Consider the following 25993-nt stretch of genomic DNA (forward strand, 5'->3'; position numbering starts at 1 on the left):
CGACAAGATGTTCTGAAACGGTCGGCGCCGCGCGCGGGCGGCTCGTGAGTGGCGAACGGGGATGAGTCCGCGAGAATCCGACGGACTACTTCGCTCGGCGGGTCGTCTGCAGGGTGGCGATCGGGCGTTTGTCGGCGGCTTTGAGCGCGGCCTGTGTGCGTTGGTAGAGGGGAAGTTCGCAGGTGGGGATGGGGCTGTTGATCTCCCTGCGCAAGGCCCCGGCCTCGTCCAGCAGGCAGGCCGTCTCTTCCCAGCGGTGCTGTTCACAAGCGATCACGGCCATCGCCTCGAGCACGCTGGCCATCCGCCACCGGTCGCCTAATTTGCGGTGCAGGGTAAGGCTTCGTTCAAGGAACGTGCGGGCCTCCGCAGAGCCGGTCGCGTGGTGTACCAGGCCGAGCAGGTTCAGCGTCCAGGCGATTCCTTCCAGGAATCCGTTGTGCTCGGAAACCGTTAGTGCCTTGGCGAGCAGCTGGAGCGCCTGCGTGTTGTCGCCTCGGTAATGCGCTACCGCGCCGAGATGGATGACCGCGCCGGCGGTCGACTCCGCGTCGCCCAGTTCCTCGGAACGGCGCAGACTTTCCTGCGCCCACTCGACGGCTGAGTCGAAGTCGCCGCGCAGCCATGCGGTGAAGGCGCACAGCTGCAGGGCTCGCGCGATGCCTGGAGCGTCGTCGATGGCTTGGAAGGTCTCCAGAGCGGACCGGTGGTACTCCAGGGCCTGCTGGTAGCTGGCATGTTCCCGGGAGATCGAGCCGAGTAGCAGGTGAGTGCTGGCAACGCCGTGCACGTCACCCAGTGACTGGTACAAGTCCAGGCTCTGCTCGGCCAGCTGTGTGGCGATGTCGTAGTCGCACTGAAGGAAGGTGAGGGTGACCGCTCCGGCGATTGCCTTCGCCCGCAGCGCGTCGGGCGCCTGCCCACCATGATCCAAAGCGCCCGCCAGCCACTTCCGGCCGTCCCCGTAGTGTCCGCGCAGCCGGCAGTACCGCGACAGTGAGCCGGCCAGTCGCAAGGCCAGTGCGGGATCGGGATGCGCCATTGTCCAAGTGATGGCAGCTCGAAAGTTCTCGTGCTCGGCGGTCAGCAGGTCCAGCCACTCCACGGCACTCACACCGTCGAGGTGTTCTTCCGCCCGTTCGGCCAGCGCCAGTTGGAATTCGGCGTGTCGTCGCCGCGTGCCGGCCAGTTCGTTCCCCACCAGCTGGGCGGCGGCGAACTGGTGGATGGTGTCCAGCAGGCGGTAACGCGCCGCGCCGGCTTCCTTGGCCACCAAGGACTTCTCTACCAATCGGCCAAGCAGGTCGGCCGCATCGTCGCCGTGCGGCCATAATGCCGTGACGGCGGACAGCCCGAAACTCCCGGCGAACACGGCAAGCCGCCGGAACAGTGCGCGTTCGTCGGGGTTGAGCAGGTCGTAGCTCCACTTGATGGCCGTGTGCAGTGCCCGATGCTGGGGACGTGCGACCTGGCTGCCGGACAAGAGCGTGTGAAAGCGGTCGTCCAGGTGTTCGGCGATCTGGCGGATCGGCAGCGCCGCCGCACGGGCCGCCGCCAGCTCGAGAGCGAGTGGCAGCCCGTCCAAGCGTGCACAGATCAGGGCCATCTCGTGTGCGGTAGCCCCGTCCGTGCCGATCTGGGCTCCGGCGTCCTGTGCCCGGTCGAGGAACAGCCGGACCGCGTCGTAGTGGAGAAGATCTCGGTGGGAATGCGGGGCGCCGGGGTCCGGGGTCGCCAGGGGCCGCAGAGCGTGGATCGTTTCACCCGGCACATGCAGCGGCTCTCGGCTCGTTGCCAAGATCCGTAACTCAGGACAACTGGGGAGCACCGCGCAGGCCAGCCGCGCGCAGGCGTCGATGAGATGCTCGCAGTTGTCGAGCACCAGAAGCAGCACTTGATCTGCCAGGTGGTCGACCAGGCTGTCGATGATACTGCGACCGCTCTGCCCACTCAGGCTGAGAGCGTCGGCGACCGCCTGCGGTACGAGGTCGGATTCGGCCAGTGGGGCAAGATCCACGAAACAGACCGGCTTGGTGTGCTGCGCCGCCATGGCCACGGCCAGCCGCGTCTTGCCACAGCCTCCGGGGCCGGTGACGGTGACCAGACGCCGCTGGACAAGAGACCGCCCCAGCGTCGACATATCCGCCTCCCGGCCGACGAGACGAGTGAGCGGCACTGGCAAGCGCCCTCTGAAGCGGTGGCCGGTCACGGTCGCCTCCGGAGCAACCGGCTGATCGAGCGAGGGGTCGGCGGTGAGGATGGCTGTTTCGAGCCGGCGCAGCTTTGGGCCTGGTTCGATTCCCAGTTCGTCGATCAATGTGGCGCGGGCGCGTTGGAAGGCGGACAACGCATCGGCTTGACGACCCGAGCGATACAGGGCAAGGATCAGCTGTTCCCACAGCTGTTCCCGGAACGGGTGCTGGATGACGAGGAATTCCAGTTCGCCGACCGCGGTGATGTGTTCGCCGAGGGCGAGGCGGGCGGTGATCAGGTCCTCGGTGGCGGCAAGTCTGGCCTCATTGAGCCGGGTTGTCTCGGCACGCCGCCATTCGCCGGAACGGCAGTCGGTCAACGCCTCGCCTCGCCACATCTTCAACGCGGCCTGCAGCGACTCGGTCGCCGCTTTGAGGTCTCCCGCGGCCAACGCGTTCCGCCCTTGCGCGGAGAAGGTTTCGAAGCGGATGGCGTCCACCACGTCCGCGGGTGCGCGCAGTACGTAGCCGGAATCCCGGGTGGCGATCAGATCCGGGAGACCGGCCTCACGAAGCCGGCGGCGCAGGTGAGCCAGGTGGCTGTGCAGGGTCTTCGGCGCGGCTGGTGGTCCCGCGTCAGCCCACAACGCGTCGATGAGCGCCCCGCGGGTGACCGTCTTGTCCGGCGGCGATGCCAGGCGGGCGATCAGCGTGCGTTGTCCTCCACCGTGCAACTCCACCACGCCGCCGGGCCCGAGCACCTCCACCGGCCCCAGCAGATGGATCTTCACATTTTCCGGCATTCCCACCCCCACCTGCATCCCCCATCCGCAGGTCAGACACGGATCCGAGAATCATCGATGCTCTATCCGCTCCGCCGGGAAAGCAAGGGTTTGAACGAGACCGAAAGCGTCATTTTCGCAATTCGGACAATCGACTGTCGTCGCCCAGTGCCCGCTCGGCCGCGTCGAGCCGCGCGACGGCTACGTGGCAATGCGGAGCTGAGCGTCCAGCTCCATGCGTGCGAGCTGGACGCTCAGGCAAGACGATGTTTCGCCGCTCGCTGGAGCCGCGGGTCGGCATCTTGACCTGGCCCTTGACGGTGGCACACCTTCATGAGGAAGGGATCGGGTCCGCCAGAGCCCGCTCGACCTCGTCGAGTCCTTCGACGACCGCCACCCGGCCCAGGCGGTCCGTCGCCCCTCCCGCTTTCACCTCCCGGCCGGTGACCAGCAGAACCACGGTTTCCAGCGGGTCCGCCAGGCCGCGTTCGAAGGCTGTTTTCAGCCCGGCCAGGGCCGCCGCCCCGGCGGGTTCGGCACCCACGCCTGCCCGGCAGGCCAAGGTCGCGACCGCGTTCAGCAGTGCGTCTTCGGTGACCGCCACCATTTCTCCGCCGCCTCGGCTGACCACGTCCAGCACGGCATCGCCGATGGCCGGGCGTACCACCGCGATGCCGTCGGCGATCGTGGCGGCGGGATTGAGCTCCGCCGGCCCGGCGGGCGTGCCGAGCCAGGCTCGCACCAGCGGCTGGCAACGCTCGGCCTGTACCCCGATCAGACGTGGTTGGTGCGTGGCAAGGCCGCAGCCGACGAGTTCGGCGAAGCCCTTGTCGAGCGCCACCAAGGTGGGGCCGTCGCCGACCGGGACGATCATCACGTCCGGCACCCGGCGTTCGAGCTGTTCCCACACCTCGAACGCCACCGTCTTCTTCGCCTCGATGGTGAACGGGTTGGCGCCGGTGTTGCGGTCGAGCCAGCCGAACGTGCGGGCGGCGGCCCGGGAGAGCTCGACAGCGGCCGCGTAGCCATCGCGCACTTGGAAGACCTGTGCACCGGCCTGCGTCATGAGCGCGAGCTTGTCCGGCCGGCAGTCGGTGGACACGAAGAGCACGGCCCGTATCCCGGCCGCGGCGGCACCGTAGGCGGTGGCGACAGCCGCGTTGCCGGTGGACGCGGTCGTGATCGTATCCACCCCGCGCCGCAGCCCGTCTTCGATCACGAGTGCGGTGGCACGGTCCTTGTTGGACGCGCTCGGATTACGCGTCTCGTCCTTGATCCACAGCTGCGGCGCGCCCAGCTCCTGTCTCAGAGCCGGTGCGGGCAAGAGCGGCGTGCCACCGACCGGCACCGGGTATCGCACCGGATCATCGGGAATCGGCAGGAGCTTTCGATATCGCCACATGGTGAACGAACCCGGCTGACCCCGCGACATCAGCGCGGGACTGTAGTCGTATTGCAGCCATTCGCATCCCGCAAGATCGGCCGACCCGGTCACTCTGCCCACGTCGTGGCCACCCCTCTGTATGTCAGACCGCACGGGAACCGGCGGTGATCTCGTCGGCGCCGATCACGTCCTCGCCGTAGAGATCCTGCAGCCAGTTGCTCTGGTAGACGGTGTCGAGGTAGCGCTCGCCGAGGTCCGGGGCGATGGCCACCGCGGTGAGTTCACGCGAGTCGTGCTGAGCCAGCCAGCCCATCGCGCCGCTGACCACTGTGCCGGTGGACCCGCCGAACAGGAATCCGCTTCTGGCCAGCCGATGGCAGGCACGGACGGTGTCCGCCTCCTCCACGCATACCACATCGTCCACATAGGACTCGTCGAGCAGTGGTGGACGGACGCTTGTGCCCAGGCCGGGAATCATCCGGCGGCCAGGCGGACCACCGAAGGTCACCGAGCCGGTGCTGTCCACCGCGACGACCCGCACCGGCCGGTGCCACTCGCGGAAGTAGCGTGCGCAGCCCATCAGGGTCCCAGTGGTGCCGGCCCCGACGAACAGCACGTCCAGCTGCGGGAACGCTGCCGCGATCGCCGGGGCCGTCCTGCGGTAGTGCGCCTTCCAGTTGCCCGGATTGGCGTACTGGTTGAGCCATAGGTACCGGTCGTCGGAGGCGCACAGCGCACGGACGTGGTCGATCCGTGCGCCGAGGAAGCCGCCGTTGGCGTCCGGTTCGGTGATGACGTGCACCTGGCTGCCCAACGCCTCCATCAGCCGCCTGGTCGACAGGTTGCAGCGGGAATCGGTCACGCACAGGAACCGGTAGCCCTTGCTCGCCGCGATCACGCTCAGCGCCACGCCCAGGTTCCCGGAGGAGGACTCGACCAGGATCGACCCAGGCATCAAGGCTCCGTGCCGCTCGGCTGCCGCCACCATCTCGGTCGCGGCCTTCAGCTTGATCGAGCCGGCGAAGTTGAACCCTTCACACTTCAGGAAAAGCGAGCGGCCGAAGATCGACCGAAGTTCGACGTAGAGCTCGTCTTCGTTGAAATCCTGTGGAACGGATATGACTGGCACCTTTTGCCCCCTTCATTTGTGTGGCAGCTACTCGGCCGCTCATCCGTACCGGCGCAGCTCGTGGAAGAAGTCGTCGACGACGTGCAACTCGCGGGAGCGGACCACTTCCTCGTAGACGTATTTGCCCACCGCGAGGTCGAGCACGCCGAGACCGAACGGCGAGAACACCACCGGTCGGTCGGCCGGCACCGTCACCCGCCCGGAGATCACGTCGTCCAACGTGCCGTGCAGGAAGTCCCGGTCGCCCGTGAGCTGTTCGGCCAGATGTGGCGAGGTGTCGGCTTTCAGGCAGTGCTCGACGTCGTCGACGATGTTGGTCGAGGCGAGCACGATCTCCGGCGCGAGGTCGCGTAGCGACACGTGCAGCACCAACGGATTGTGCTCGAACCACGACAGGTCGCCGACATGCGGCTGACCGGCGACGGTGGCGAAGACCACCAGGTCGGCCGACCGGATCAACTGCTCGGCGTCCTCGTGCACGGTGATCCGGCCGCCGGTGCCCGACCGCTCCAGGTAACCACGGAAGCCCGCCGCGCTGTCGGCGGACAGGTCATGCACGCCGATCTCGGCGAAGGACCAGCCGGTGCCGGCCAGGAAGGTGTGGATGTAACGGGCGATCAGGCCCACGCCGAAGAACCCGACGCGCATCGGACGTGGCCGGCCGCGGGACAACCACTCAGCCGCCGACGCCGCCAGCGCGGCCGTCCTGGTGGCGCTGATGATCGAGCTTTCCAGGCAGGCGAACGGGTAGCCGGTCTCGTGGTCGTTGAGGATCAGCACGGCCGAGGCTCTCGGGATGCCGGCCGCCACGTTCTCCGGGAAGCTGGAGATCCACTTCAGGCCGGCCACCCGCACCTGCCCGCCGATCGCGGCGGGCAGCGCGATGATCCTGGCGGACGGACGGTCGGGGAAACGCAGGAAGTAGGACGGCGGGTTCACCGAATCACCGGCACAGTGCAGCCGATAGGCGGCCTCGATCAACTCCACGATCAGGTTCTCACGCCCCTCCAGCGCACGCTGGACCTGGGCGCCGGAGATCACCGCGAACGGTGGCACGGTGATCGGTTCGGTGGCGATCGGTTCGGACATCGCGGGCTCCGTTGCGGTGGAACGGATCGTGCTCATCTTGTGGTCACCTCCACGGTCGGCGAGCAGTCGGCCAGGCGCACCGGGGCGGCCATCGCGACGAGCACTTCGCGCGGTCCCTCGTAGGGGTCCCTGCTGTGCGCGGTGCGGATGTTGTCGACGAGCATCAGGTCGCCGGCCTGCCACGGCTCGCGTGCGGTGTTGGCCTCGTAGACCTTGTTGATCAGTTGGATGACGTCCTCGCCGATCGGGTCACCATTGCCGAAGCGGGTGTTGAACGGCAGGGCGTCGGCGCCGTAAACGTCCACCAGGTACTCGCGCACCTCGGGGTCTATCGTCCACTCGCTCAGGAACGCGATCTGGTTGAACCAGCAGCGTCGGCCGGTGACCGGATGACGCACCACGGCGCTGCGGCGCTGCCTGGTGCGCAGCCCACCACCGGGTTGCCACTCGAAGTCGATCGCGTTGGCACGGCAGTAGCTCTCGACGGCGCCACGGTCCTCGGTGCCGAACGCCTCGGCCCAGGACGCCCCGATGTCGTCGTTGTAGACGCGGATGAGCAGCCAGCCCTCCCGCTCGAACCGCTCGATCAACTCGCCGGGCAGCGCGTCGAGCACACTCGGCGAGTCGGCCACCCCGGTGGCTCCGCCGTCGGTGGGAGCGCTCAGGCACGCGAACAGCATCAGGCCGGGGAACTCGAGCGTGTAGCTCAGTTCGTGGTGCATGCACATCGGCTGGTTCGCGGGCCACTTCGACGAGGAGTACACGCCGCCGGGGTAAGTCTGCCGGGGCGCGAAAGCCTCCTTCTCGGTCATCAAACCGGTGGGCCCCATGACTCGAAAGACGGCACCGGTCTCGGCCGCGTCGCGCGGCCCGAGACCGCGGAGGAGGACCGAACCGTGCTCGGCGACGACGGCGCGTAGCGCGTCCCGGTGCTCGGCCACCCAGCTCAGTGCGTCGCCGTTGGCATCGGTCCGCAGTATCGGAGGTTTGCCGGGTCGCAGGTCGATGTCGAGCTGTGGCGCCCGGAATGAGGACGACATCTCGGTTTCCTTTCAGTTTCCACTCGGGGAAGAAGTCAGCAATTCGGCGGCGCGCCACTCGGAGCTGCTGTCGAGCAGCCTGGCCATATCGGCGAGGACCGGACACCGGGTGACGTCCGTGAGGGACACCGCGCGGTCCAGGGCGATCACCAGCCGCACCGCCGACAGCGACGTGCCGCCCCGGTCGAAGAAGTGGTCCCGCAGGCCGATCTGGTCGGCCGGGATTCCGAGCACCGTCGCCCATGCGGCCGCCAGCCGCCGCTCGGCCGGTGTACTCGGCGTCTGGAAGTCGTTCTCCGCGACATCACCGCCGTCGAGTTCGCCGGCGAGCGCCGTCAGCGTCGTCCTGTCGATCTTGCCGTTGGCGGTCAGCGGCAGACCTTCCCTCCAGTGGAAGGCCGACGGGACCATGTACTCGGGCAACGACTCCCCCAGCCGGTCCCGTATGACGCCGGCCTCGAGCGGCCGCCGACCGGAGTAGAAGGCCACCAGACGCTTGTTCCGGTCGGGCCCCTCGGCGACCACTACGGCACTGTCACGGACTTCGGTCACCCGTGACAAGGCGTTCTCGATCTCGCCGATCTCGATCCGGAAGCCACGGATCTTGACCTGGTTGTCCCGGCGGCCGAGGAACTCGAGCTTGCCCTCCGGCTGCCAGCGGCCGTAGTCGCCGCTCAGGCAGAGCCGCTGACCCTCGCGGTGGGGATCGACCGTGAAGACCAGGCGGGTGCGCTCGGGGTCGTTGATGTACCCGCGGCCGACGCAGACCCCGGAGAAGACGATCACGCCGGGGGCGCCCAGCGGCACCGGTGACAGGTTCTCGTCGACGACGTAGACGTGCACGTTCTCGATGGGGCGGCCGAGTGGGACCCGTTCGGTGTCCGGTACCCGGTCCATGACCTCGTGGACGGCGTCGTCCGAGGTCTCGGTCAGCCCGTACGTGTTGACCAGCTTGATCTTGGGCTGGGCCGCGAACCAGCGCTCTACGAGCTCCTTCTTCACGAAGTCGCCGGTGGGCGAAACCGTGTGCAGGTCCGGCAGCTCGCGGGGGTGCTGCTCCAGGTAGGACAGGACGACTTCGAGGTATGACGGCACGACCTGGAGCACGGCGGCACGGCCGTCGGCGATCGTGTCGACGAACCGCTCGATGTCCAGGATCACCTCCTGCTCGACCAGCAGGGTCCGTCCACCGACCAGCAGTGCGGCAACCAGCTGCCACACCGAGATGTCGAAGCACTGCGGTCCGGTCTGGGGGATCACCTCGCCCTCGCGGACCTCCAGGTCGGCGAGCTTGGCGTAGATGTGGTTGAGCATGCCCGCGTGCTCGCACATCGCGCCCTTGGGTTCTCCGGTGGAGCCCGAGGTGAACAGGATGTAGGCGAGCTGGTCCGGCGCGACTTCGATGCCGAGATTCCCGTCGGATTGGTTCTCCTGGTAAGCCGCGTCGACGCTGAGGGGCTGGATTCCGGGCAGGGTGTCGAGGGCCGCGTCGAGCGTGGTTGTGCTGCCGCGTTCGGTCAGCACGAGCCCGCACTCGGCGCGGGAGAGCGCGGTCGCGATGCGCTCGGCCGGGAAATGCGGCTCCAGGGGCAGGTACACGCCACCGGCCTTGAAAATCGCGAGGACGGCGGCCATCCAGTCCAGGTTGCGTTCCATCACCACCGCGACGACGCCCTCGCGGCGCAGCCCCCGCGCCACCAGGGTTCGTCCCAGCCGGTTGGCGCGGGCGTTGAGTTCCCGGTAGGTCCACTGCCGGCCGCCGTGCACGGCAGCGACGGCATCCGGGTGTGCCTCCACTCGCTGCTCGAACAGCTCGTGTACCCGGCGGTCCGGCAGCTCCCGATGAGGTCCGGCGAGTCCGTTGAGCTGGAAGTGGAGTTCCTCGGCGGACAGCAGGCTCTGCCGCCCGTGCTCGGCATCCGGATCGGCGGCGATCAGCGCGAGCGCGGTGCGGTGATAGCCGGCGATCCTGGCGGCGCAGCCGGCGTCGATGACGTCGGTCCGGTACCGCAACACGAGCTGGCCGCTGTGCCGCGAGATTCCCAGCCACAGCACGGTGTTCTCGGCGAGGGCTTGATCGTCGCCGGGGACCACGGCGCCGGTCGGATCGAAGACGGTCGAGAACGACGGCTCGATCAGGCCCAGCTCGCGCCTGAGATCATCGACCGGGAAGTCCTTGTGCGACAGCAGTTCCGACTCGGCTCGATGAGTGCCCAGGAGCAACGCCCGCCACGAGCTCGGTTCGGTCGTCAGCCGGCAGGGCAACGGCCGGCCGCCCGCCACGGCGACGTAGCCGGTCGTGACCTCTCGCTCGCCGGACAGCGCGGCGAGCACCTTGGCGTGTGCGGCCAGCAGCACCGAGCTGAGCGGCACCGTCAGCTCGTCCGCGAGCCGCCACAACGTCGCCATCTCCTCGGCGGGGATCGGCACCTCGCGCTCGGCGACGCCCGGCACCGGATCGGTGGTCCACCGTGGGATCGTGGTGAACCCGCCCGTGACGAGCACACTCCGCCAGAATTCTCGGCCTGCTTCCGCTGGCGTTTCCATCAGACCTTTCACCTCCGCTCCCGCTTTGCGCGGTGCTATTTCTCGTCAACCAGAACGGTGCCGACGTCGACGTTCCGGGGAACCAGCGGATCGGCCGAGTTGTCCGGCATCTCCCGGGCCGGGTTTCCGCCCCACCGTGCGCGCTGTGGCATTTCTTCGCCCTTCATGAGGAAGGAGTCGGGGGCCAGCACCGCGCCGTCGCCCATCGTCACGCCATAGTGGACGAGGGCGCCGGTCCCGATGGTGCAGCCGGAACCGATCGTGGTGCGGTCGGACTTGAGGGCGAAATCCTCCAGTGAGTGGCACTGGATCGAACTTCCCACGTTGAGCGTGCAGTCGTCGCCGATCGTCACCATGTCCTTTTCCGCCATGGTGCAGCCGTCGTCGAAGAGCCTCTTGCCGAGCCGGACACCCAGCAGCCGCCAGGCCACGTTCTTGAGCGGGGTGCCGTTGAGCGCCATGTGCATGTGCCCGGTCATCTTCAGAAAACGTTCCCGCCGCCAGCAATCGATCTGGTAAATCGAGCAGGATGTCGGCCGCGTGCCCCGGAATCCGGTAGCGGCACGTTCGACCAGCGTGAAGTAGAGCACGCCGAACAGCACGGAAAGGACGAGGGACAACGCGATCACCGGCACCCCCCACGAGCCGTAGAGGTCTGTGGCCCCGAAACCGATCAGGGTGAGCACGAAGACGTAGAACCACCGCGACAGCAGGTGCCAGCCGATGGTGCGCGCGTTGTGCTTGTTCTTGGCCGCGAGACGGCCTGGCAGCTCGGGTCCGGTGGCCAGATGGTGGAACCTGCTGTCCCGCTCGACCGTGCGCGGGATCTCGAAGCTGGGTGAGCCCAGCAGACCGACACCCTCCCGGACCTCGCCGTCGATCGGGACCATGACCTTCGTCGCGAGCAGGCAGTTGTCACCGGTCCTGCCCTGCGAGGGATAGACGATTTCGTTGCCGAGGAAGTTGCGTGACCCGATCGAGGTTCGCGACACCCGGAAGGACGAGCTGGAGAAGTCGGCATTGACGATCGACAGTCCGTCGGCGATCACCGTTCCGCTGCCGACGGAGACCAGATAGGGGGTCTCGTGCTTCACCTGCTTGCCGAAGTTCGCCCCGGTCTGCACGACCGGTGTGAGGCGATACCCGAGCCGGTGCAGATAGCCGACGATGTAGGAACTGTCACCGAGCAACTTGATGAAGAACTTCCAGTTGGTCAGGCGCGCGATCGCCCGATGGACGCCGTAGTGGAACCCGTACAGGCGGTAGACCTTGTCCGGTTTGATGGCGAGGTTGAGCATGCGCGGGACGGTCACGACGACGAGGAGGCCGACGAGCGCGGCGCCGAAAAACAGCACGAAGGAGGTCACCAGCGCTGCGCCGTAGAACGTCCAGCTCGTGAAGGCCGACGGCCCTGGCTCGAGCAGTGTGACGAGCACCGGGACCTCGGCGAGCAGGAGATCCACGCCGCCGAACGCCAGCGGAGCGTAGAAGAACAACACGCTCACCACTTGCAGGACGGTGTAGGCGGCCCTTCTCCCGGCGCCGCAGCCGGCCGGTTCGACCCCCAGGTAATACGCTCCGGTCGGCTGCGCCGGGGACCCGTGCCAGCGCTCGCCGTCGGGCACGGCCTGCCCGGCGTGCAGCGAGGAGGTATGGCCGAGCTGGGCCCCATCGCCGAGCGAGGTCTCGATGTCGAGCACCGCCTTCTCACCGACGAAAACGTCCTTCCCGAGGGTGACCGCGCCCGTCTGGATCTCGCCGGCGCGGGCCCGGTAGCAGGTGAGGTACGTGTCCTTGCGGATGACCGTGCCGTCGCCGATGGTGAGCAGGTCGGTGCACACCGGCGCATGCCGGGAGAAGATCACGACACCGCGCCCGATTCTCGCACCCAGCGCTCTCAGATAGAGCACGTAGAGCGGCGAACCGGCGAACAGGACCAGCGGGTTCAGCGTGACCAACGTCTTGACCACCCAGAAGCGGACGTAGGTCAGGCTCCAGATGCGGATCCGCCGGGGCCGCCACCGGCCGATGAGCACCCATTTCGCCAAGATCGGGAGAGCGCACACGCCGACGAAGCCCGCGCCGCCGACCAGCGCCATCCGCAGGTAGTCGTCGAGCAGGCTCTTCTCCCCAGCGGAAATCCAGTCGACGCCTAGCTCGACGGCGAGCGCGGCAAGGTAGGCGTACCCGAGCAGGATCAGAACCTGCAGCGTTCCGCAGAGGACGTACTGCCGTGTGCCGGCCGGGGGCGCCACCTCGATGGCCGCCTGGGCCGGCTCGACCGGGGTATCGCTCGATGGCGCGAGCGCCGCCGCCAGGCTTCTGATCGTCGGGTGCTGGTAGATGTCCTTTATGGACACTGATGGCAGGTCCGCGTGTTTCCTGACCCGGGCACAGAACTGGGCCATCACCATCGAGTCGGCGCCGAGGTCGTCGAAGAAGTGGCTGTCGACCGACACCCGCTCGACGCGCACGACACCGGCCAGCACCTCGGCGAGAATCCCCTCGGTGCCGGTCGTCGCGCCGGCGCGGTCGACGGCTCGGTGATCCACTGGCATGTCGCGTCTCCTTTGAGCAGTACTTCGAGAAATGACCCGTGCGGGGGCTATGACGGACACGCCGGGATCCCGCGCGGGCGGCTTCCGCGGGCGGGCTCGCCCCACATTAGCCAGCGGTAGTGCGTCCAGGGAGGAGCCTGCTGGAAGGCCTCGTCGTCATACAGGACTGTTCGTTCTGTTCTGGCGACCACTAGAGCGCCTGACGATTGCGGCGCGCTTGCGACGGCCGCAGCCTTGGCGCAACCCGGCCTCAACTCCGCACTCGGGAAAAGGCCCTACGGATCTTGGGCGATCGGCCCGAAGGCACTGCAGGCCATCCCTGACGCCGCATCGACCCGATCTCCTCAAGCTCGACGTCCCGTCGCTCCGCTGGCATAGGCCCCCTACCGTCCGCCCCTGGAACTGATCTGCCCGCCTTCGCCCGTGCCACCGTCCGGGGCCGCCGGGGTGGCGCACGCTCCGGCGTTTGACCCGAGGCAGTCCGGCTAACCCGGCTCCATGAGAATTCCCGCGTCCTCGCTCATGCTCGGCCTCGGCTTCGGTGGTTTCCTCGACGGCATCGTCGCCCATCAGATCCTCGGCTGGCATCACATGCTCTCGAGCTGGTATCCCCCGGACAACCCGGCGGACCTGCACCTCAACATGGTCGGCGACGGCCTGTTCCACCTACTGTGCTTGATCTTCGTGCTCGTCGGTGTCGTCCTGCTCAACCGCGGAACTCGCCTGCCCTGGCCGGTGCTCTGGGGCGGGGCATTCATGGGCTGGGGCATCTTCAACCTCGTCGAAGGAACCATCGACCATCTGATCCTCGGTGTGCACCACGTCCGCCCCGGTGGCCACCAGCTCACCTATGACCTGGGCTTCTTGGCACTCGGAGCCGTCCTGATCGTGATCGGTCTCCTGATGACGCGCCGATACGCGAAGGGACACAGCCTCGTCGATCGTCCATGAGGTTTGGCCGGTCTCCGCGTTTCACGCTTTCCGTCGCCGACTCGCCCGCCGTCAGAACCGGTTCCTCCGACTCTCCCCTTGCACCACTTCGGGAAGGTCGGGCAGCCTTCGCAGATTCTCGAACGAGTGCCGTAGGCGCGGATGCTCTTCAACCGCTCCGCAGTGCCTCTTCCGCCTCGGCTTGGGACGCGGCGAACCTCAGGGATCAGACCGACGGTGCGTCTCGACGTCGGCGGCCTGCTCATCGTCCATGGCGCTGGTGTCGCGCGGCGGAAGGAAGGGCTCGTCCCGTGCCGGGCGTCCGGCTGCTTGTTCTTTGCCTCGCGCGAGTTCCGCGTCGAGTTCGGCACCGAGCAGGACGGCGATGTTCGAGATCCACAACCAGACCAGGAACACGATCACCCCGGCCAGTGATCCGTAAATCTTGTTGTACGAGGCGAAGTTGCTCACGTAGATCGCGAATCCCGTCGTCGCGGCGGCCCACAGCAGCACGGCGACCAGCCCGCCTGGGGTCATCCAGCGGAACCCGGGTTGCCGCACATTGGGACTCGCCCAGTAGAGCACCGCGAACGCCAAACCCGCCAAGAGCGCGATCACGGGCCATTTCGCGATGTCCCAGATCAGGACACCGGTCGAACCCAGTCCCACGAGATCACCCAGTGACCGGGCGACGTCGCCCGTCGCGACGATGCCGATCGCGCAGAGTGCGAGAAGGACGAGGAGAGCGAGGGTGAGACCGAGCCTCAGTGGCCAGGTCTTCCAGACCGGACGGCCTTCGGGCATCGAGTAGATGACATTGGAAGCACGCATGAACGCGCCGATGTAGCCCGAAGACGACCAGAGAGCGGCCAGGACACCGAAGATCGCGGCGACACCGGCCAGCCCGCTGGACCGGGACAGTTCCTCGATCGCGCCGGTCAGGATCTCGCGACCCTGGCCGGGAACGATCCGCCCGGCGTTGTCGATCAGGGTCTGGGTGGCCGACGGTCCGAGCAAGCCGAGGATCCCGGTCAGCACCAGCAGACCGGGAAACAGCGAGAGCACGCCGTAGTAGGTGAGCGCGGCCGCCCAGTCGAACAGGCTGTCGCGATTGAACTGGACGACCGTCCGTTTGAGGACCGCCCACCACGATCGCTGCGGCAAGTCGGTCGGACTGTCGGGCTCGTTGGAATGCTTCGACGCGGACAAGGTGACCTCCTGGCGGGGATCCTCTGGCGTACCCCGGAGCGCCCAGGCGAAACACTCGGACGCGGCTCCAGCACCTGGGGCTATTGAGGGGTAAGGCAACGGTGTCGTGTCGAGTGGCGTGTCCGTGAAGGCCTCCTTGCCTACCCTCAAGGTAGGCAAGGAGGCCTTCACGGACACCCGAACGGCATCTGTGGCCCCAGGCGCACCAGTAGTCACAGCGGTGCCGTGTGAAGGATGTACTGGCAAGGGTGTGAAGGGCTTGTCACTCTGACATGACACCGTTGACTTTCGGCTCAGTAACCCCACATCGGGGACCGACGACTCGACCCCAGGACCATCCGCCTCTACCCGGCGTGCCCCCTCACTCAGTGGCGCAGGGCTCGTCGGGGTACTGGCAGGGTTCCGGCTTCGATGACGTGGCGGGCGACTTCGCTGAGCTTGCGCTGGTTTCGCCGCGCGTGCGCACGCATGTCCTCGAAAGCCTTGTCCACTGTGGTGTTCCGGCGTGCCGAGAGGGCTCCCTTCGCCTGTTCGATGAGGACCCGGCTCTGAAGCGCGTTGTTCAGCTGGGTGACCATGTCGGTCTGCTCACGCACGGCCCGTTCGTGCAGGATGCCGATCGCCGCCACATCGGCCAGGGACTGCGCGAGGTGGATGTCCGGCCAGGTACACGGGGCGGGTTCGCGGCGCAGGAGAAGCAGGACGCCCAGCGTCTCTTCGCGCAACCGCAACGGAAGGGCATGGGCATGGCGATAGCCCGCACGGGTGGCCGCGGAGGTGAATGCCGGCCAGAGTTCGGGTCGGCGATCCCCCACCTCGATGGGGCCGACCTGTTCGGCGGTCCGGTAACACTGCGCCACCGGCCCCTCGTCCGACGCCGCGTCGAGCAGATCGGCCAGACGCCGGTCCCCATGGGACGCGGCCACCGGGCGGAGCATGCCCTCCGCCGGGGCGAGGAACAGACCTGCCGAGGTGATGTCCAGCAGTTCGGTACACCTGGCGGCTAGGACACCGAGCAGCTTCACCACGTCGAAGTCGCATTTCACCGTGTCGGCGAGTTCGATGAAGGTCTCGGCGAGACGCAGTTCATGGTCCATCTCTTCTCCTTTCAGCACAACGCGATCGCAATGAGTCCAGCCAGCCGTCAGTGCGTGTCATCGTGAGTCGCCACGCCGAAGGAGTAGTCGCGTAACCGCAGCAGAGCGTCTTTGAGCGGAACGTCCAGTGACACCGACGGAATCCCGGTGGCCTGGTGCAGTTCCGCGCGGTGCAACTGCTGCGACCACGGCGGTCCTGCCTCCTCGCCGGGTCCGATGAGCAACGACGGAGCAACGCGCGCGCCCGTACCCTGGCCGCGAATGGTCATCGAGCCTGCCGACCTCGGTAACAGGTCAACGCACCGACCACCAGGATCGGAAACGCGAAGATCGCCCGAACCCGGTCCGTCCGGTCCAGATCCGGCACGGCACCGGCTCATCCTCCCGAACGGACGTCACCGTCGACCCACGAGCCGGCAAACAAAGCCCGACTGGAAATGACAACGGCTACCGTCTGAACCGCGCCACAGGACCACAAGATTTTAGAAAGTACGAGAAGATGAATACAAGACCCACGACGAGCTCTTCCGCCGTTCCCCCATTCGGACGTCCCGGTGCCCGGTTCTATGGCGAGTCACTGACGGGTGCGGTGGAATTTGAACCACGACTGCACAGGAAGACCTGAAGCTCCACGACGTCGCCCTCGTCGCCGGTGTGATGATGCGACACCTCTGAAGGCCCTCGCCTTCATGGGCGCAGACGCCGCCAAAGCAGTGACGCGGCCACCAATCCGGCTGCCGCCGTGACTGTTCTTCCCGCCCGTTCACCCGGGAATCGCGTGGGCTCCGGTCGTTCCCCTGGTACGGCGTCCTGAAGCACCTCGGCCAAGTGCAGCGGCACGCGACCGGTATTCCCTTGCTCGATCTGGGTTCGGCAACTGAAGCCGTCGGCCAGGATCAGCGTTTCCGGTGCCGCCTCGCGCACCGCGGGCAGCAGGGTGCGCTCGGCGCACGCCATCGAGACGTCGTAGTGGCCGCGTTCGAACCCGAAGTTGCCCGCCAGCCCGCAACACCCGGAATCCAGCACCTCGACGTCCACGCCGGCGCGGTGCAACACGGTCGTGTCGGTACTGAATCCCATGATGGCGTGATGATGACAGTGTTTCTGGGCGATGGCGTCACGCCTTAGCGGAGACGGGTGCCATTCCTCAGGGGCGTGATGGAGCAGGGCTTCGGCCAGTGTCACGAAGCGTTTCGACAGCCGGTGCACGTCTTGGTTCTGCGGAAGAAGTTCGGCGGCGTCCGAGCGGAACACCGCGGTGCACGACGGTTCGAGGCCGACGACCAGCGTTCCCGCCTCGATCCAGGGCCGCAGCACGTCCAGCGTATGCCGCAACACCTTCTTCGCGACCGGGAGCTGGCCGGTCGAGATCCAGGTGAGCCCGCAGCAGACCGGCCCGGCGGGCACCGCGACCCGGAATCCGGCGGACTCGAGTACCCGGACCGCCGCCTTGCCGATGTGCGGGGCGAAATGGTTGACGAACGTGTCCGGCCAGAGGACGGCGGCGTTCGCCTCGCCCGGTCCCGGTTGCCGGTGCGCGCGTTCCCGGGTCCACCATTGCTGGAACGTTTCGCCGGCGAAGGCGGGAGCGTCCCGTTGCGGGGCCACCCCGGCCAGCCGCTTGCCCAGTGCGGCGATGCCGGGAGCGTTCAGGAGGGCGTTCACCATGCCAGGAGCCACTTTCGCGGCCTTGGCCAGCGCGGGCAGCCACCCGAGCGCGTAGTGCGCCATCGGCCGTACCCGGCCCCGATAGTGCTGATAGAGGAACTCGGCCTTGTAAGTGGCCATGTCCACCCCGACGGGACAATCGCTCTTGCACCCTTTGCACGCCAGACAGAGATCCAGCGCGTCGCGCACCTCCGTGGAGCGCCAGCCGTCTCGCACCGGGGAGTCCTCGTGTCCCTCCAACATCTCGAACAGCAGCCTGGCCCGGCCCCGCGTGGAGTGTTCTTCCTCGCGAGTGACCTGGTAGGACGGGCACATCACGCCTCCCCGCGGATCGGGACGGCGACATTGGCCGACCCCGACACAGCGCAAAGCGGCCCGGGAGAAGCTGTGGTCGTCCTCCGGGAAGCCGAACTGGGTCCGGTGGCTCCCCGGCCGCCAGTCCGCGCCGAGCCGCAGATCGCCGTCCAGCGCGAAGGGGGCGACCACCTTCCCCGGGTTCATCCGGTTGTCCGGGTCGAAGGCGGCCTTCACCTCACCGAACGCCTGCACGATCCGGGACCCGAACATGCGGACGAGCAGTTCGCCCCGTGCCTGCCCGTCACCGTGCTCGCCCGACAGCGAGCCGCCGTAGGAGGCCACCAGGTCGGCCGCGCGTTCGAGAAAGTCGCGGTAGGCCGCCACCCCCGTGGCCTCGTCGAGGCGGAACGGGATGCGGACATGAAGGCACGCCTGGCCGAAATGTCCGTACAGGGACGGCCGATCGAGGTCGAACTCGGCGAACAACCGGCGCAGATCCCGGAGGTAGTCGCCGAGCCGGTCCGGCGGCACCGCGGAGTCTTCCCATCCTGGCCACGTGTCCGATATTCCCGGCGCTCGCGCCGTTGCCCCGAGCCCGGACTCCCGGGCTTTGAGCAGTTGTTCCTGCTCGACCGGCGCACTCGTCAGCCGCACGTGCTCGTCGTCGTCATTCCGGCCGAGTCTCCGCAAGGTCGTGTATGCCGCCTCCAGCGCCTCGTCCGGGCTCTCTCCGCCGTATTGAGCGATCAGCCAGCCTCGGCCGGCCGGAAGCGCGTCGATGGATTCAAGATGCAGGTGCTTCGCCCGCATGAATTCGACGAGCCGGTCGTCGAGGGCTTCGAGCCGGACCGGAGCCACGCCTTCCAATACGCCGGGCACCGCGTCCGCGGCGTCGGCGATATCGGGGAATCCGAGCACCAGCATCGCGGTGTGCTCCACGACGGGGACCAGGTCCAGCTCCGCGCGCAGAACCGTGGCCAGTGTTCCTTCACTCCCGACGACGAGCTTCGCCACATCGAAGCCGGCTTCGGGTAAAAGCGCGTCGATATTGTAACCGGACACCCGGCGCGGAATGTCGGGGAATCGGTGGCGGACGTCGTCGCCGTACCGGTCGCGTATCCCCCGCAGGTCCCGGTAGAGCTGTCCGCGCCTGCCGCCTTCGCCGATGATCCGGGCCATCTCGTCGTCGCCGGTCGGCCCCACCCAGCAGCGAAGACCGTCGTAGGTGAGCACTTCCAGCCGCCGGACGTTGTCCACGGTCTTGCCGGTGCGCTGAGCGGTCGCACCACAGGAATTGTTGCCGATCATGCCGCCGAGCGCGCAATGGCTGTGCGTCGACGGACGTGGGCCGAATTCCAGGCCGTGCGCGGCGAGTTCGGCGTTGAGGTCGTCGAGCACCATCCCCGGTTCCACCACGCAGGTCCGTGCGCCCGGATCCACCGCGAGCAGGTGGTGACAGTACTTCGTCCAGTCGATCACCACGGCCGCGTTGGTGCCTTGGCCCGCGAGGCTGGTGCCCCCGCCCCTGGACAGCACCGGAGCCCCGTACCGGTGACAGACCTCGATCGCGCTCGCCCCGGCTTCGATGGACCGGGGCACCACCACCCCGAGGGGGATCTGGCGGTAGTTGGAGGCGTCGGTGGAGTAGGCGCCCCGGGAGCCGGCATCGAAACGGACTTCTCCCTCCACAGCCGACCGCAGTCCGCTCTCCAAAACGGGAACGTCGACGCGGACGAGGCCGGGCGGCGCGGGAACGGGACGAGACATGCGAAAGACCTCCGGTTCGAGCAGAGTGGGCGGCACCTCGCGGTACTCACCGCACGCGGTAACGGTCGGCTTCTTCGGGTAAAAGAACCAGCCCGTGTCCGGAAACGCTCAGGTCGGGCCGGGCCTGACCGCCGTCGGGAGACACGGTTCCCGCGAAGAAGAGCCGTTCGAGGCGGTCGTGATCGACGAACCATTCGATGTGGCGCAGGTTGGGCGTGCAGACCGCCGCGTGAACGGAAAGGTTGGGCGCGCAATGCGCGGACACCTGCAGGTTCGCCGTCGAGGCCACCGCCGCCGCCCGTGCCCATTCCGTGTAGCCGCCGCACCGCGTCACATCGATCTGAAGACAGTCGACGGCTTCGGCGGCCACCATGCGCCCGAAATACGGCAGGTCGTAGCCGTATTCGCCGGCTGCCACGTCCGGGAGGACGCCCTGGCGGACCCTTCGCAAGCCTGCGAGGTCGTCACTCGACACCGGTTCCTCGAACCACCGGACGTCCGACTCGGCCAGCCGCTGCCCCACGCGGATCGCCTGGGCGGCTTGGTAAGCGCCGTTCGCGTCGACGTACAGTTCGGTCGACGGCCCGATGACCTCGCGTGCGAGCCGGACTCGCGCGAGATCCCGCCTGACGGCTGTGCCCCAGGATTCGCCGATCTTGATCTTCACCCGCGGGATTCCCTGGCCGCCGACCCATTCCTCCAGCTGGCTCCGAAGCCGCGAGTCGTCGTAGGTGGTGAATCCGCCACTGCCGTAGACCGGCGCACTGTCGTGCACCTTGCCGAGAAGCCGGCTGAGCGGAAGCCCGGCGAGTTCGGCGGCGAGGTCCCACAAGGCGATGTCGACCGCCGACAGGGCGCAGGACACGAGCCCCGGCCTGCCGAGGTTCCGGATCCGCCGCTGCATAGCCAGCCAGGCTCCCGGCACTTCCAATGCCGATCGCCCGGTGACCACCTCGGCCAGTACCTCGCTCACGACGTCCACGGCCGCGGCGGCGCAATAGGTCCAGCCCGAGCCGGTGGCGCCTTCCGCCGTCGCCTGGACGAAGACGATCGTGGTGGCGTTCCACTCCAAGGTGCCGTCGCCCTGGGGCCCCGGCGTGGGAAGCCGGTACGCGGTCGCCCGGAGCGATTCGATCACCGCATCGCCTTCGGTCATCGCTCGGTCCTCGTCAGACAGCACTTCGCCACCTCCGATCCGCTCATCGCCGCCTACCCGGTGGGCGTGTCCCCAAACGAGGCGGGAGAACTCGATGGAGTAAAGACTTCCGAGTTCCCGGGGCGAGCACGTGTCAGCCCCTCCTGGGCGGGTAGGCGTTCACCGGAGACACCCGGTCCGGAAAGACTCGCAAGGGAGAGATCATGGCTACAACGGTCGCCGACCACGTGCTGGAACGTCTGCGGGAATGGAACGTCGAACAGGTCTTCGGTTATCCCGGTGACGGCATCAACGGCCTCATCGGCGCGTTCGGCAAGGCGGAGAACGTACCGCGCTTCGTGCAAGTGCGCCATGAGGAGATGGCGGCCTTCGAGGCGGTCGGTTACGCCAAGTTCAGTGGCCGGGTCGGAGTCTGCGCTGCCACTTCGGGCCCAGGGGCGATCCACCTGCTCAACGGGCTGTACGACGCCAAACTCGACCACGTGCCCGTCGTCGCGATCGTGGGACAGGTGGCCCGCAGCGCCATGGGTGGCAGCTACCAGCAGGAGGTCGATCTCCAGAGCGTGTTCAAGGACGTCGCGAGCGAGTACCTCGTCGAGGTGAACGTCTCCGAGCAATTGCCGAACGCGCTGGACCGCGCCATCCGGATCGCCGCGGCACAACGCACCGCCACCGTCATCATCATCCCGGCAGATCTCCAGGAAGAGCGCTACACACCACCGAAACACGCGTTCAAGAACGTGCCGTCCAGTCCGCCGGGCGAAGCCGTCCCGACCGTCGTCGCCGCGCGGCAAGGAATCGAGCACGCCGCGGAGATCGTCAACGCGGGTGAGCGCGTGGCGATCCTGATCGGACAGGGAGCACGCGGCGCGGCCACGGAAGTGAGGGAACTGGCCGAACTCACCGGCGGAGGTGTCGCGAAGGCACTGCTCGGCAAGGATGTGCTTCCCGACGATCTGCCCTACGTCACCGGCGCCATCGGGCTTCTCGGCACCCGGCCCAGCTACGAGCTGATGCAGGACTGCGACACTCTTCTGGTGATCGGGTCCAATTTCCCGTACACGCAATTCCTTCCCGAGTTCGGACAGGCCCGCGCCGTCCAGATCGACATCGACGGCCGGTTCATCGGCATGCGTTATCCCACCGAGGTCAACCTCGTCGGGGACGCCGCGGAAACCCTGCGTGCGCTCCTTCCCCTGCTGCGCCCGAAGGAAGACCGGTCATGGCGGGAAAAGATCGAGCAGGACGTCACCGGATGGTGGGACACCATGGAGAAACAGGCCATGCTGGACGCCAAGCCGGTGAATCCGATGCGGGTGGTCTGGGAACTGTCCCAGCGGATTCCGGACGACGCCATCGTCACCTCGGACTCCGGGTCCGCCGCCAACTGGTACGCGCGCGACCTCAAGATGCGCGGACGTATGCGCGGTTCCCTTTCCGGCACGCTGGCCACGATGGGGCCGGGGGTGCCTTACGCCATCGGGGCGAAGTTCGCGCACGGCGACCGGCCGGTCATCGCGCTGGTCGGCGACGGCGCGATGCAGATGAACGGTCTCGCCGAGCTGATCACCATCAGGCGCTACCACGCACTGTGGGAGGACCCCCGATGCGTCGTCTGCGTTTTCCACAACAACGATCTCAACCAGGTGACCTGGGAGTTGCGCGCCATGGGCGGGGCACCGAAGTTCGAGGAATCGCAGGCACTTCCCGACGTCGACTACGCCGGCTTCGCCCAGAGCATCGGGCTCGAAGGTATCGCCGTCGACTCGCCTGATGACCTCGGCGGCGCGTGGGACCGGGCTCTCGCCTGCGGCCGTCCGGCCGTGCTGGATGTGCGGTGCGACCCGGAAGTTCCGCCGATCCCCCCGCACGCCACCTTCGAACAGGTCAAGTCCGCCGCCCAGGCGGTGCTCAAGGGCGACCCCGACGCGCTGCACATGATCGCGCAAGGGGCGAAGACGAAGGCGCAAGAGTTTCTTCCCGACCGCAACGGATGACCCAGGGCTGCTGAGAGCACGTCAATTCTGGGTGTTCCGCAGCAACGCCACGAGCAGGAACGTCACGATCGTGGTCACCGTGTTGATGATGAGCTGCAGCAGGCATGGCGCCTTCGACCTCGCCGTCGCGTTGCCCTCCGGAGCCGCTCCCCGCCGATGTATTTCTTGCCTACGTCCATATCAATCGACACGGGAAACGTTCGCCGAGACGAGGACGACCGCCATGAGCGAGACAGAGATCCGGCAGGACAAGAGTTTCTTCGGCCATCCACGAGGACTGGCGACCCTTTTCGGCGTCGAGATGTGGGAACGGTTCTCGTTCTACGGCATGCAGGGCATTCTCACCATCTATCTGTACTACACCGCCGCCCAAGGCGGGCTCGGCCTTTCCGAAGCGACGGCGACGAGCATCGTCGGTGCCTACGGCGGCCTCGTCTACCTGTCGACCGTCGCGGGCGCTTGGGTCGCCGACCGGGTCGCCGGTTCCGAACGGGTGCTGTTCACCAGCGCGGTGCTGATCATGTTCGGCCACCTCGCGCTCGCTCTGCTACCCCGTTTCCTGGGCGTGGGTGTCGGTCTGGGAGCGGTCGCGCTGGGCAGCGGTGGACTCAAGGCGAACGCCACGTCGATCGTGGGTTCCTTCTACGAGAAGGACGACCCGCGACGCGACGCCGGGTTCTCGCTGTTCTACCTGGGTGTCAATCTCGGCGCCTTCGTCGGGCCGCTCCTGACCGGACTGGTCCAGAAGGAAGTGGGGTTCCACTACGGCTTCGGTCTCGCCGCACTGGGCATGGCACTAGGTCTCATCCACTACATGTTCGGGCGCAAGAACCTCGGCCCCGAAGCGAATGTGGTCCCCAATCCCCTGCCGTCATCGCGGCGCCCACTCGTCCTCGGCGGTCTGATCGTCGCCATCGGCGTCGTCGTGATCGCGGTGCTCACCGGACTGATCACCGCGGCGAATCTGGCGAACGTCACCGTCGTCGTGATCGCCGTCGCGGCGGCGAGCTACTTCGGCGTGATTCTCTCCAGCAAGAAGATCACGCGAGTGGAGCGAAGCCGCGTCTTCGGTTTCGTCCCGATGTTCTTGGCGAGCTTCGTCTTCTTCTCCCTGTTTCAGCAGCAGTTCACCGTCGTGACGATCTACGTCGACCAGCGGCTCGACCGTTCCCTCTTCGGCTGGCAGATGCCGGTGGCGTGGGCCAATTCCATCAATCCGATCTTCATCATCCTGCTGGCCGGCGCTTTCGCCGCGCTCTGGACGAAGCTCGGGCCACGTCAGCCGTCGACACCGATCAAGTTCGCGCTGGGAACGGTCACCATGGGCATCGCCTTCCTGCTCTTCCTTCCCACCGTTGGCGGGGCGGGCAATTCGACGCCGTTGCCGGTTCTGGTCGGCATCCTGCTGATGTTCACCATCGCCGAACTGCTGCTCTCGCCGGTGGGGCTGTCCCTGTCGACCAAACTCGCCCCGGAGGCGTTCCGTACTCAGATGGTCGCGCTCAACTTCCTTTCGATCGCCCTGGGCACTTCCATGGCGGGGTCACTGGCCAAGTACTACGACCCCGCCGACGAAGCTCGCTACTTCACCTTCGTGGGCGGCGCCGCCGTCCTGTTCGGGCTCCTTCTCGCAGCCGCCAGCCCGTTCATAAAACGACTCATGAAGGGCGTGCCCTGATGTCCGCGCTGACCGGCCGTAAAAGAACCGGACCGCCACCACCCCAACCACCCACGGAGCACAGATGCTGAGCGATGACGAGAAACAGCGCCTGCACCAGATCGAGCGGCGATTCGAAGAAGAGGAACCCGCGTTCGCCGCCGTGTTCACCGATCCGCGAGCCGTCCCACGCCTTCAGGACCGCGGTTGGCCGTACACCACGCTCGCCGTATCGGCAGGCTTGCTGTTCATCCTCGGATGCCTGACCGGAGCGACCGTTCTGATCTTGCTCGGCATGGCCGGGTTCCCCGCGGCACTCTACGCGCGTCATCGTCGTTCGAGCCGATGAATCCGGTGTGACGGGGCGGGCACTCTCACGAACCCCTGACGATTTCGCGGCCACGCGACAGGAAGGCATGTCTCCGGTCAGGACGGGTACGACGAATGTGTGCTCAAGACAACCGTCCGACCAGGAGGAATTCGACCATGGAACAGGGAAGAGTAGTCGTCGTGACCGGGGCCAGCGGCGGCATCGGCCGGGCCGCGGCGCGGGAGTTCGGCGCGCGCGGGGACAGGGTGGCTTTGCTGGCGCGCGGGGAGAAGGGGCTGAAGGCCGCCTCCGCGGAGGTCGGGCAGGCGGGCGGGCAGGTGCTGGCCTTGCCCGTCGATGTGTCCGATTACCAGGCCGTCGACGCCGCGGCTCAGCAGGTCGAGGACTCTTTCGGCCCCATTGATGTGTGGGTGAACGACGCTTTTACCAGCATCTTCGCCCCCTTCACCGACATCGAGCCGGAGGAATTCGACAGGGTCACCTCGGTGACCTACCTCGGGTATGTCCACGGCACCCGCGCGGCGCTGAACCGGATGCTGCAGCGCGACCGGGGCGCGATCGTCCAGGTCGGGTCGGCACTGGCGTACCGGGGCATTCCGCTGCAGACCGCTTACTGCGGTGCCAAGCACGCGATACAGGGGTTCACGGAGTCGCTGCGCTGTGAACTGCTGCACAGCAAGTCGAACGTGCACGTGACCATGGTGCAGATGCCCGGTGTGAACACCCCTCAGTTCGACTGGGTGCTGTCCCGGCTCCCCCGCAAGGCCCAGCCGGTCGCGCCCATCTACCAGCCGGAGATCCCGGCGAAGGCGGTCATCTACGCCGCCGACCATCCGAGACGGCGGGAATACTGGGTCGGCGGGTCCACGGTCGGCACGCTCGTCGCCAACAAGTTCGCCCCCGGCCTGCTGGACCGCTATCTCGCCCGCACGGGTTTCCAGTCACAGCAGGGCGAGCAGCCCCGCGACCCGGATCAGCCGGCGAATCTGTGGGTGGCGGCCGACGACACCGAGGGGAAGGACTTCGGGGCGCACGGCCGCTTCGACCGCAAGGCCACCGCACGCAGCCCGCAGCTGTGGGCGTCCCAGCACCACGGGCTGCTCGGTGCCGCGGCCGCCGCGGTGGCGGCCGCGGGACTGGCCGCCTTGGCCCGCAAACGCTGA

The 25993-nt window shown here is 67.3% G+C and carries 18 protein-coding genes; 5 read left to right on the forward strand and 13 right to left on the reverse strand.

Going from position 1 to position 25993, the window contains the following annotated elements; all coding sequences use genetic code 11:
- Positions 1-85: 85 nt before the first annotated feature.
- From H074_RS33060 to H074_RS33090, 7 genes are all read right to left on the reverse strand, one after another.
- Positions 86-2995 carry an AfsR/SARP family transcriptional regulator gene (locus H074_RS33060; RefSeq protein WP_235096936.1) on the reverse strand — a complete coding sequence of 970 codons (2910 nt, stop codon included), beginning with the start codon at positions 2993-2995 and terminating at the stop codon, positions 86-88.
- A 310-nt stretch (positions 2996-3305) separates the two neighbouring features.
- Entirely contained in the window at positions 3306-4478 is a 1173-nt protein-coding gene (locus H074_RS33065) for a threonine synthase (protein ID WP_152521532.1), read from the reverse strand.
- Positions 4479-4500: 22 nt separating this feature from the next.
- The gene (gene sbnA, locus H074_RS33070) at positions 4501-5487 is read right to left on the reverse strand and encodes a 2,3-diaminopropionate biosynthesis protein SbnA (protein ID WP_007034446.1); all 987 of its coding nucleotides are present in this window, start codon (positions 5485-5487) and stop codon (positions 4501-4503) included.
- Positions 5488-5526: 39 nt separating this feature from the next.
- Positions 5527-6576: a 2,3-diaminopropionate biosynthesis protein SbnB gene (gene sbnB, locus H074_RS33075; protein WP_235096938.1), complete on the reverse strand. Its 1050-nt coding sequence runs from the start codon at positions 6574-6576 to the stop codon at positions 5527-5529.
- Between the two features lie 32 nt (positions 6577-6608).
- A complete protein-coding gene (locus tag H074_RS33080; protein WP_007034448.1) occupies positions 6609-7616 on the reverse strand; it encodes a TauD/TfdA family dioxygenase in 1008 nt (335 codons plus the stop codon).
- A gap of 12 nt (positions 7617-7628) precedes the next feature.
- Positions 7629-10163 carry a non-ribosomal peptide synthetase gene (locus H074_RS33085; RefSeq protein ID WP_051072055.1) on the reverse strand — a complete coding sequence of 845 codons (2535 nt, stop codon included), beginning with the start codon at positions 10161-10163 and terminating at the stop codon, positions 7629-7631.
- Positions 10164-10198: 35 nt separating this feature from the next.
- Positions 10199-12721, reverse strand: a complete 2523-nt coding sequence (locus tag H074_RS33090; RefSeq protein ID WP_083920534.1) for a Pls/PosA family non-ribosomal peptide synthetase — start codon at positions 12719-12721, stop codon at positions 10199-10201.
- Between the two features lie 498 nt (positions 12722-13219).
- Between H074_RS33090 and H074_RS33095 the strand changes: the two genes are divergently transcribed.
- Entirely contained in the window at positions 13220-13672 is a 453-nt protein-coding gene (locus H074_RS33095) for a DUF2243 domain-containing protein (RefSeq protein ID WP_039923920.1), read from the forward strand.
- Between the two features lie 198 nt (positions 13673-13870).
- Here H074_RS33095 and H074_RS33100 read toward each other — a convergent pair whose 3' ends face one another.
- The 5 genes from H074_RS33100 to H074_RS33115 all read right to left on the reverse strand — a co-directional run bounded on the left by H074_RS33100 (position 13871) and on the right by H074_RS33115 (position 20845).
- On the reverse strand, positions 13871-14860 hold the full coding sequence (locus H074_RS33100; protein WP_007034452.1) for a YihY/virulence factor BrkB family protein: 990 nt from the start codon (positions 14858-14860) through the stop codon (positions 13871-13873).
- 365 nt (positions 14861-15225) lie between these two features.
- Positions 15226-15957: a GAF and ANTAR domain-containing protein gene (locus H074_RS33105; protein ID WP_007034453.1), complete on the reverse strand. Its 732-nt coding sequence runs from the start codon at positions 15955-15957 to the stop codon at positions 15226-15228.
- Positions 15958-16004: 47 nt separating this feature from the next.
- Positions 16005-16226, reverse strand: coding sequence for a hypothetical protein (locus H074_RS40445; RefSeq protein ID WP_152521533.1), 222 nt, complete (start codon positions 16224-16226; stop codon positions 16005-16007).
- Between the two features lie 418 nt (positions 16227-16644).
- Entirely contained in the window at positions 16645-19689 is a 3045-nt protein-coding gene (locus H074_RS33110; RefSeq protein WP_051072056.1) for an FAD-binding and (Fe-S)-binding domain-containing protein, read from the reverse strand.
- Positions 19690-19735: 46 nt separating this feature from the next.
- Positions 19736-20845: an enolase C-terminal domain-like protein gene (locus H074_RS33115; RefSeq protein WP_007034455.1), complete on the reverse strand. Its 1110-nt coding sequence runs from the start codon at positions 20843-20845 to the stop codon at positions 19736-19738.
- Positions 20846-21048: 203 nt separating this feature from the next.
- On the opposite strand from H074_RS33115, the gene H074_RS33120 reads away from it, so the two are divergent.
- Positions 21049-22842 (forward strand): thiamine pyrophosphate-requiring protein, encoded by a 1794-nt coding sequence (locus H074_RS33120; protein WP_007034456.1) that lies wholly within the window; start codon positions 21049-21051, stop codon positions 22840-22842.
- A 21-nt stretch (positions 22843-22863) separates the two neighbouring features.
- Here H074_RS33120 and H074_RS42395 read toward each other — a convergent pair whose 3' ends face one another.
- Positions 22864-22920: a hypothetical protein gene (locus H074_RS42395; protein ID WP_420805408.1), complete on the reverse strand. Its 57-nt coding sequence runs from the start codon at positions 22918-22920 to the stop codon at positions 22864-22866.
- A gap of 145 nt (positions 22921-23065) precedes the next feature.
- Here H074_RS42395 and H074_RS33125 point away from each other — a divergent pair, with 145 nt between their 5' ends.
- The 3 genes from H074_RS33125 to H074_RS33135 all read left to right on the forward strand — a co-directional run bounded on the left by H074_RS33125 (position 23066) and on the right by H074_RS33135 (position 25993).
- On the forward strand, positions 23066-24520 hold the full coding sequence (locus tag H074_RS33125; RefSeq protein WP_007034457.1) for a peptide MFS transporter: 1455 nt from the start codon (positions 23066-23068) through the stop codon (positions 24518-24520).
- Between the two features lie 64 nt (positions 24521-24584).
- Positions 24585-24848: a DUF3040 domain-containing protein gene (locus tag H074_RS33130; RefSeq protein ID WP_007034458.1), complete on the forward strand. Its 264-nt coding sequence runs from the start codon at positions 24585-24587 to the stop codon at positions 24846-24848.
- Between the two features lie 137 nt (positions 24849-24985).
- Positions 24986-25993 carry an SDR family oxidoreductase gene (locus tag H074_RS33135; RefSeq protein ID WP_007034459.1) on the forward strand — a complete coding sequence of 336 codons (1008 nt, stop codon included), beginning with the start codon at positions 24986-24988 and terminating at the stop codon, positions 25991-25993.

Origin of the sequence: Amycolatopsis decaplanina DSM 44594, from assembly GCF_000342005.1 — a bacterium.
GTDB classification, from domain to species: domain Bacteria; phylum Actinomycetota; class Actinomycetes; order Mycobacteriales; family Pseudonocardiaceae; genus Amycolatopsis; species Amycolatopsis decaplanina.

Bases quoted from the DNA above. Each gene is read 5' to 3' on its own strand.
- H074_RS33060 (WP_235096936.1), bottom strand. From the start codon at position 2,995: ATGCCGGAAAATGTGAAGATCCATCTGCTGGGGCCGGTGGAGGTGCTC.
- sbnB (WP_235096938.1), bottom strand. From the start codon at position 6,576: ATGTCCGAACCGATCGCCACCGAACCGATCACCGTGCCACCGTTCGCG.
- H074_RS33080 (WP_007034448.1), bottom strand. From the start codon at position 7,616: ATGTCGTCCTCATTCCGGGCGCCACAGCTCGACATCGACCTGCGACCC.
- H074_RS33085 (WP_051072055.1), bottom strand. From the start codon at position 10,163: ATGGAAACGCCAGCGGAAGCAGGCCGAGAATTCTGGCGGAGTGTGCTC.
- H074_RS33090 (WP_083920534.1), bottom strand. From the start codon at position 12,721: ATGCCAGTGGATCACCGAGCCGTCGACCGCGCCGGCGCGACGACCGGC.
- H074_RS33095 (WP_039923920.1), top strand. From the start codon at position 13,220: ATGAGAATTCCCGCGTCCTCGCTCATGCTCGGCCTCGGCTTCGGTGGT.
- H074_RS33105 (WP_007034453.1), bottom strand. From the start codon at position 15,957: ATGGACCATGAACTGCGTCTCGCCGAGACCTTCATCGAACTCGCCGAC.
- H074_RS40445 (WP_152521533.1), bottom strand. From the start codon at position 16,226: ATGACCATTCGCGGCCAGGGTACGGGCGCGCGCGTTGCTCCGTCGTTG.
- H074_RS33110 (WP_051072056.1), bottom strand. From the start codon at position 19,689: ATGTCTCGTCCCGTTCCCGCGCCGCCCGGCCTCGTCCGCGTCGACGTT.
- H074_RS33115 (WP_007034455.1), bottom strand. From the start codon at position 20,845: ATGACCGAAGGCGATGCGGTGATCGAATCGCTCCGGGCGACCGCGTAC.
- H074_RS33120 (WP_007034456.1), top strand. From the start codon at position 21,049: ATGGCTACAACGGTCGCCGACCACGTGCTGGAACGTCTGCGGGAATGG.
- H074_RS33125 (WP_007034457.1), top strand. From the start codon at position 23,066: ATGAGCGAGACAGAGATCCGGCAGGACAAGAGTTTCTTCGGCCATCCA.
- H074_RS33130 (WP_007034458.1), top strand. From the start codon at position 24,585: ATGCTGAGCGATGACGAGAAACAGCGCCTGCACCAGATCGAGCGGCGA.
- H074_RS33135 (WP_007034459.1), top strand. From the start codon at position 24,986: ATGGAACAGGGAAGAGTAGTCGTCGTGACCGGGGCCAGCGGCGGCATC.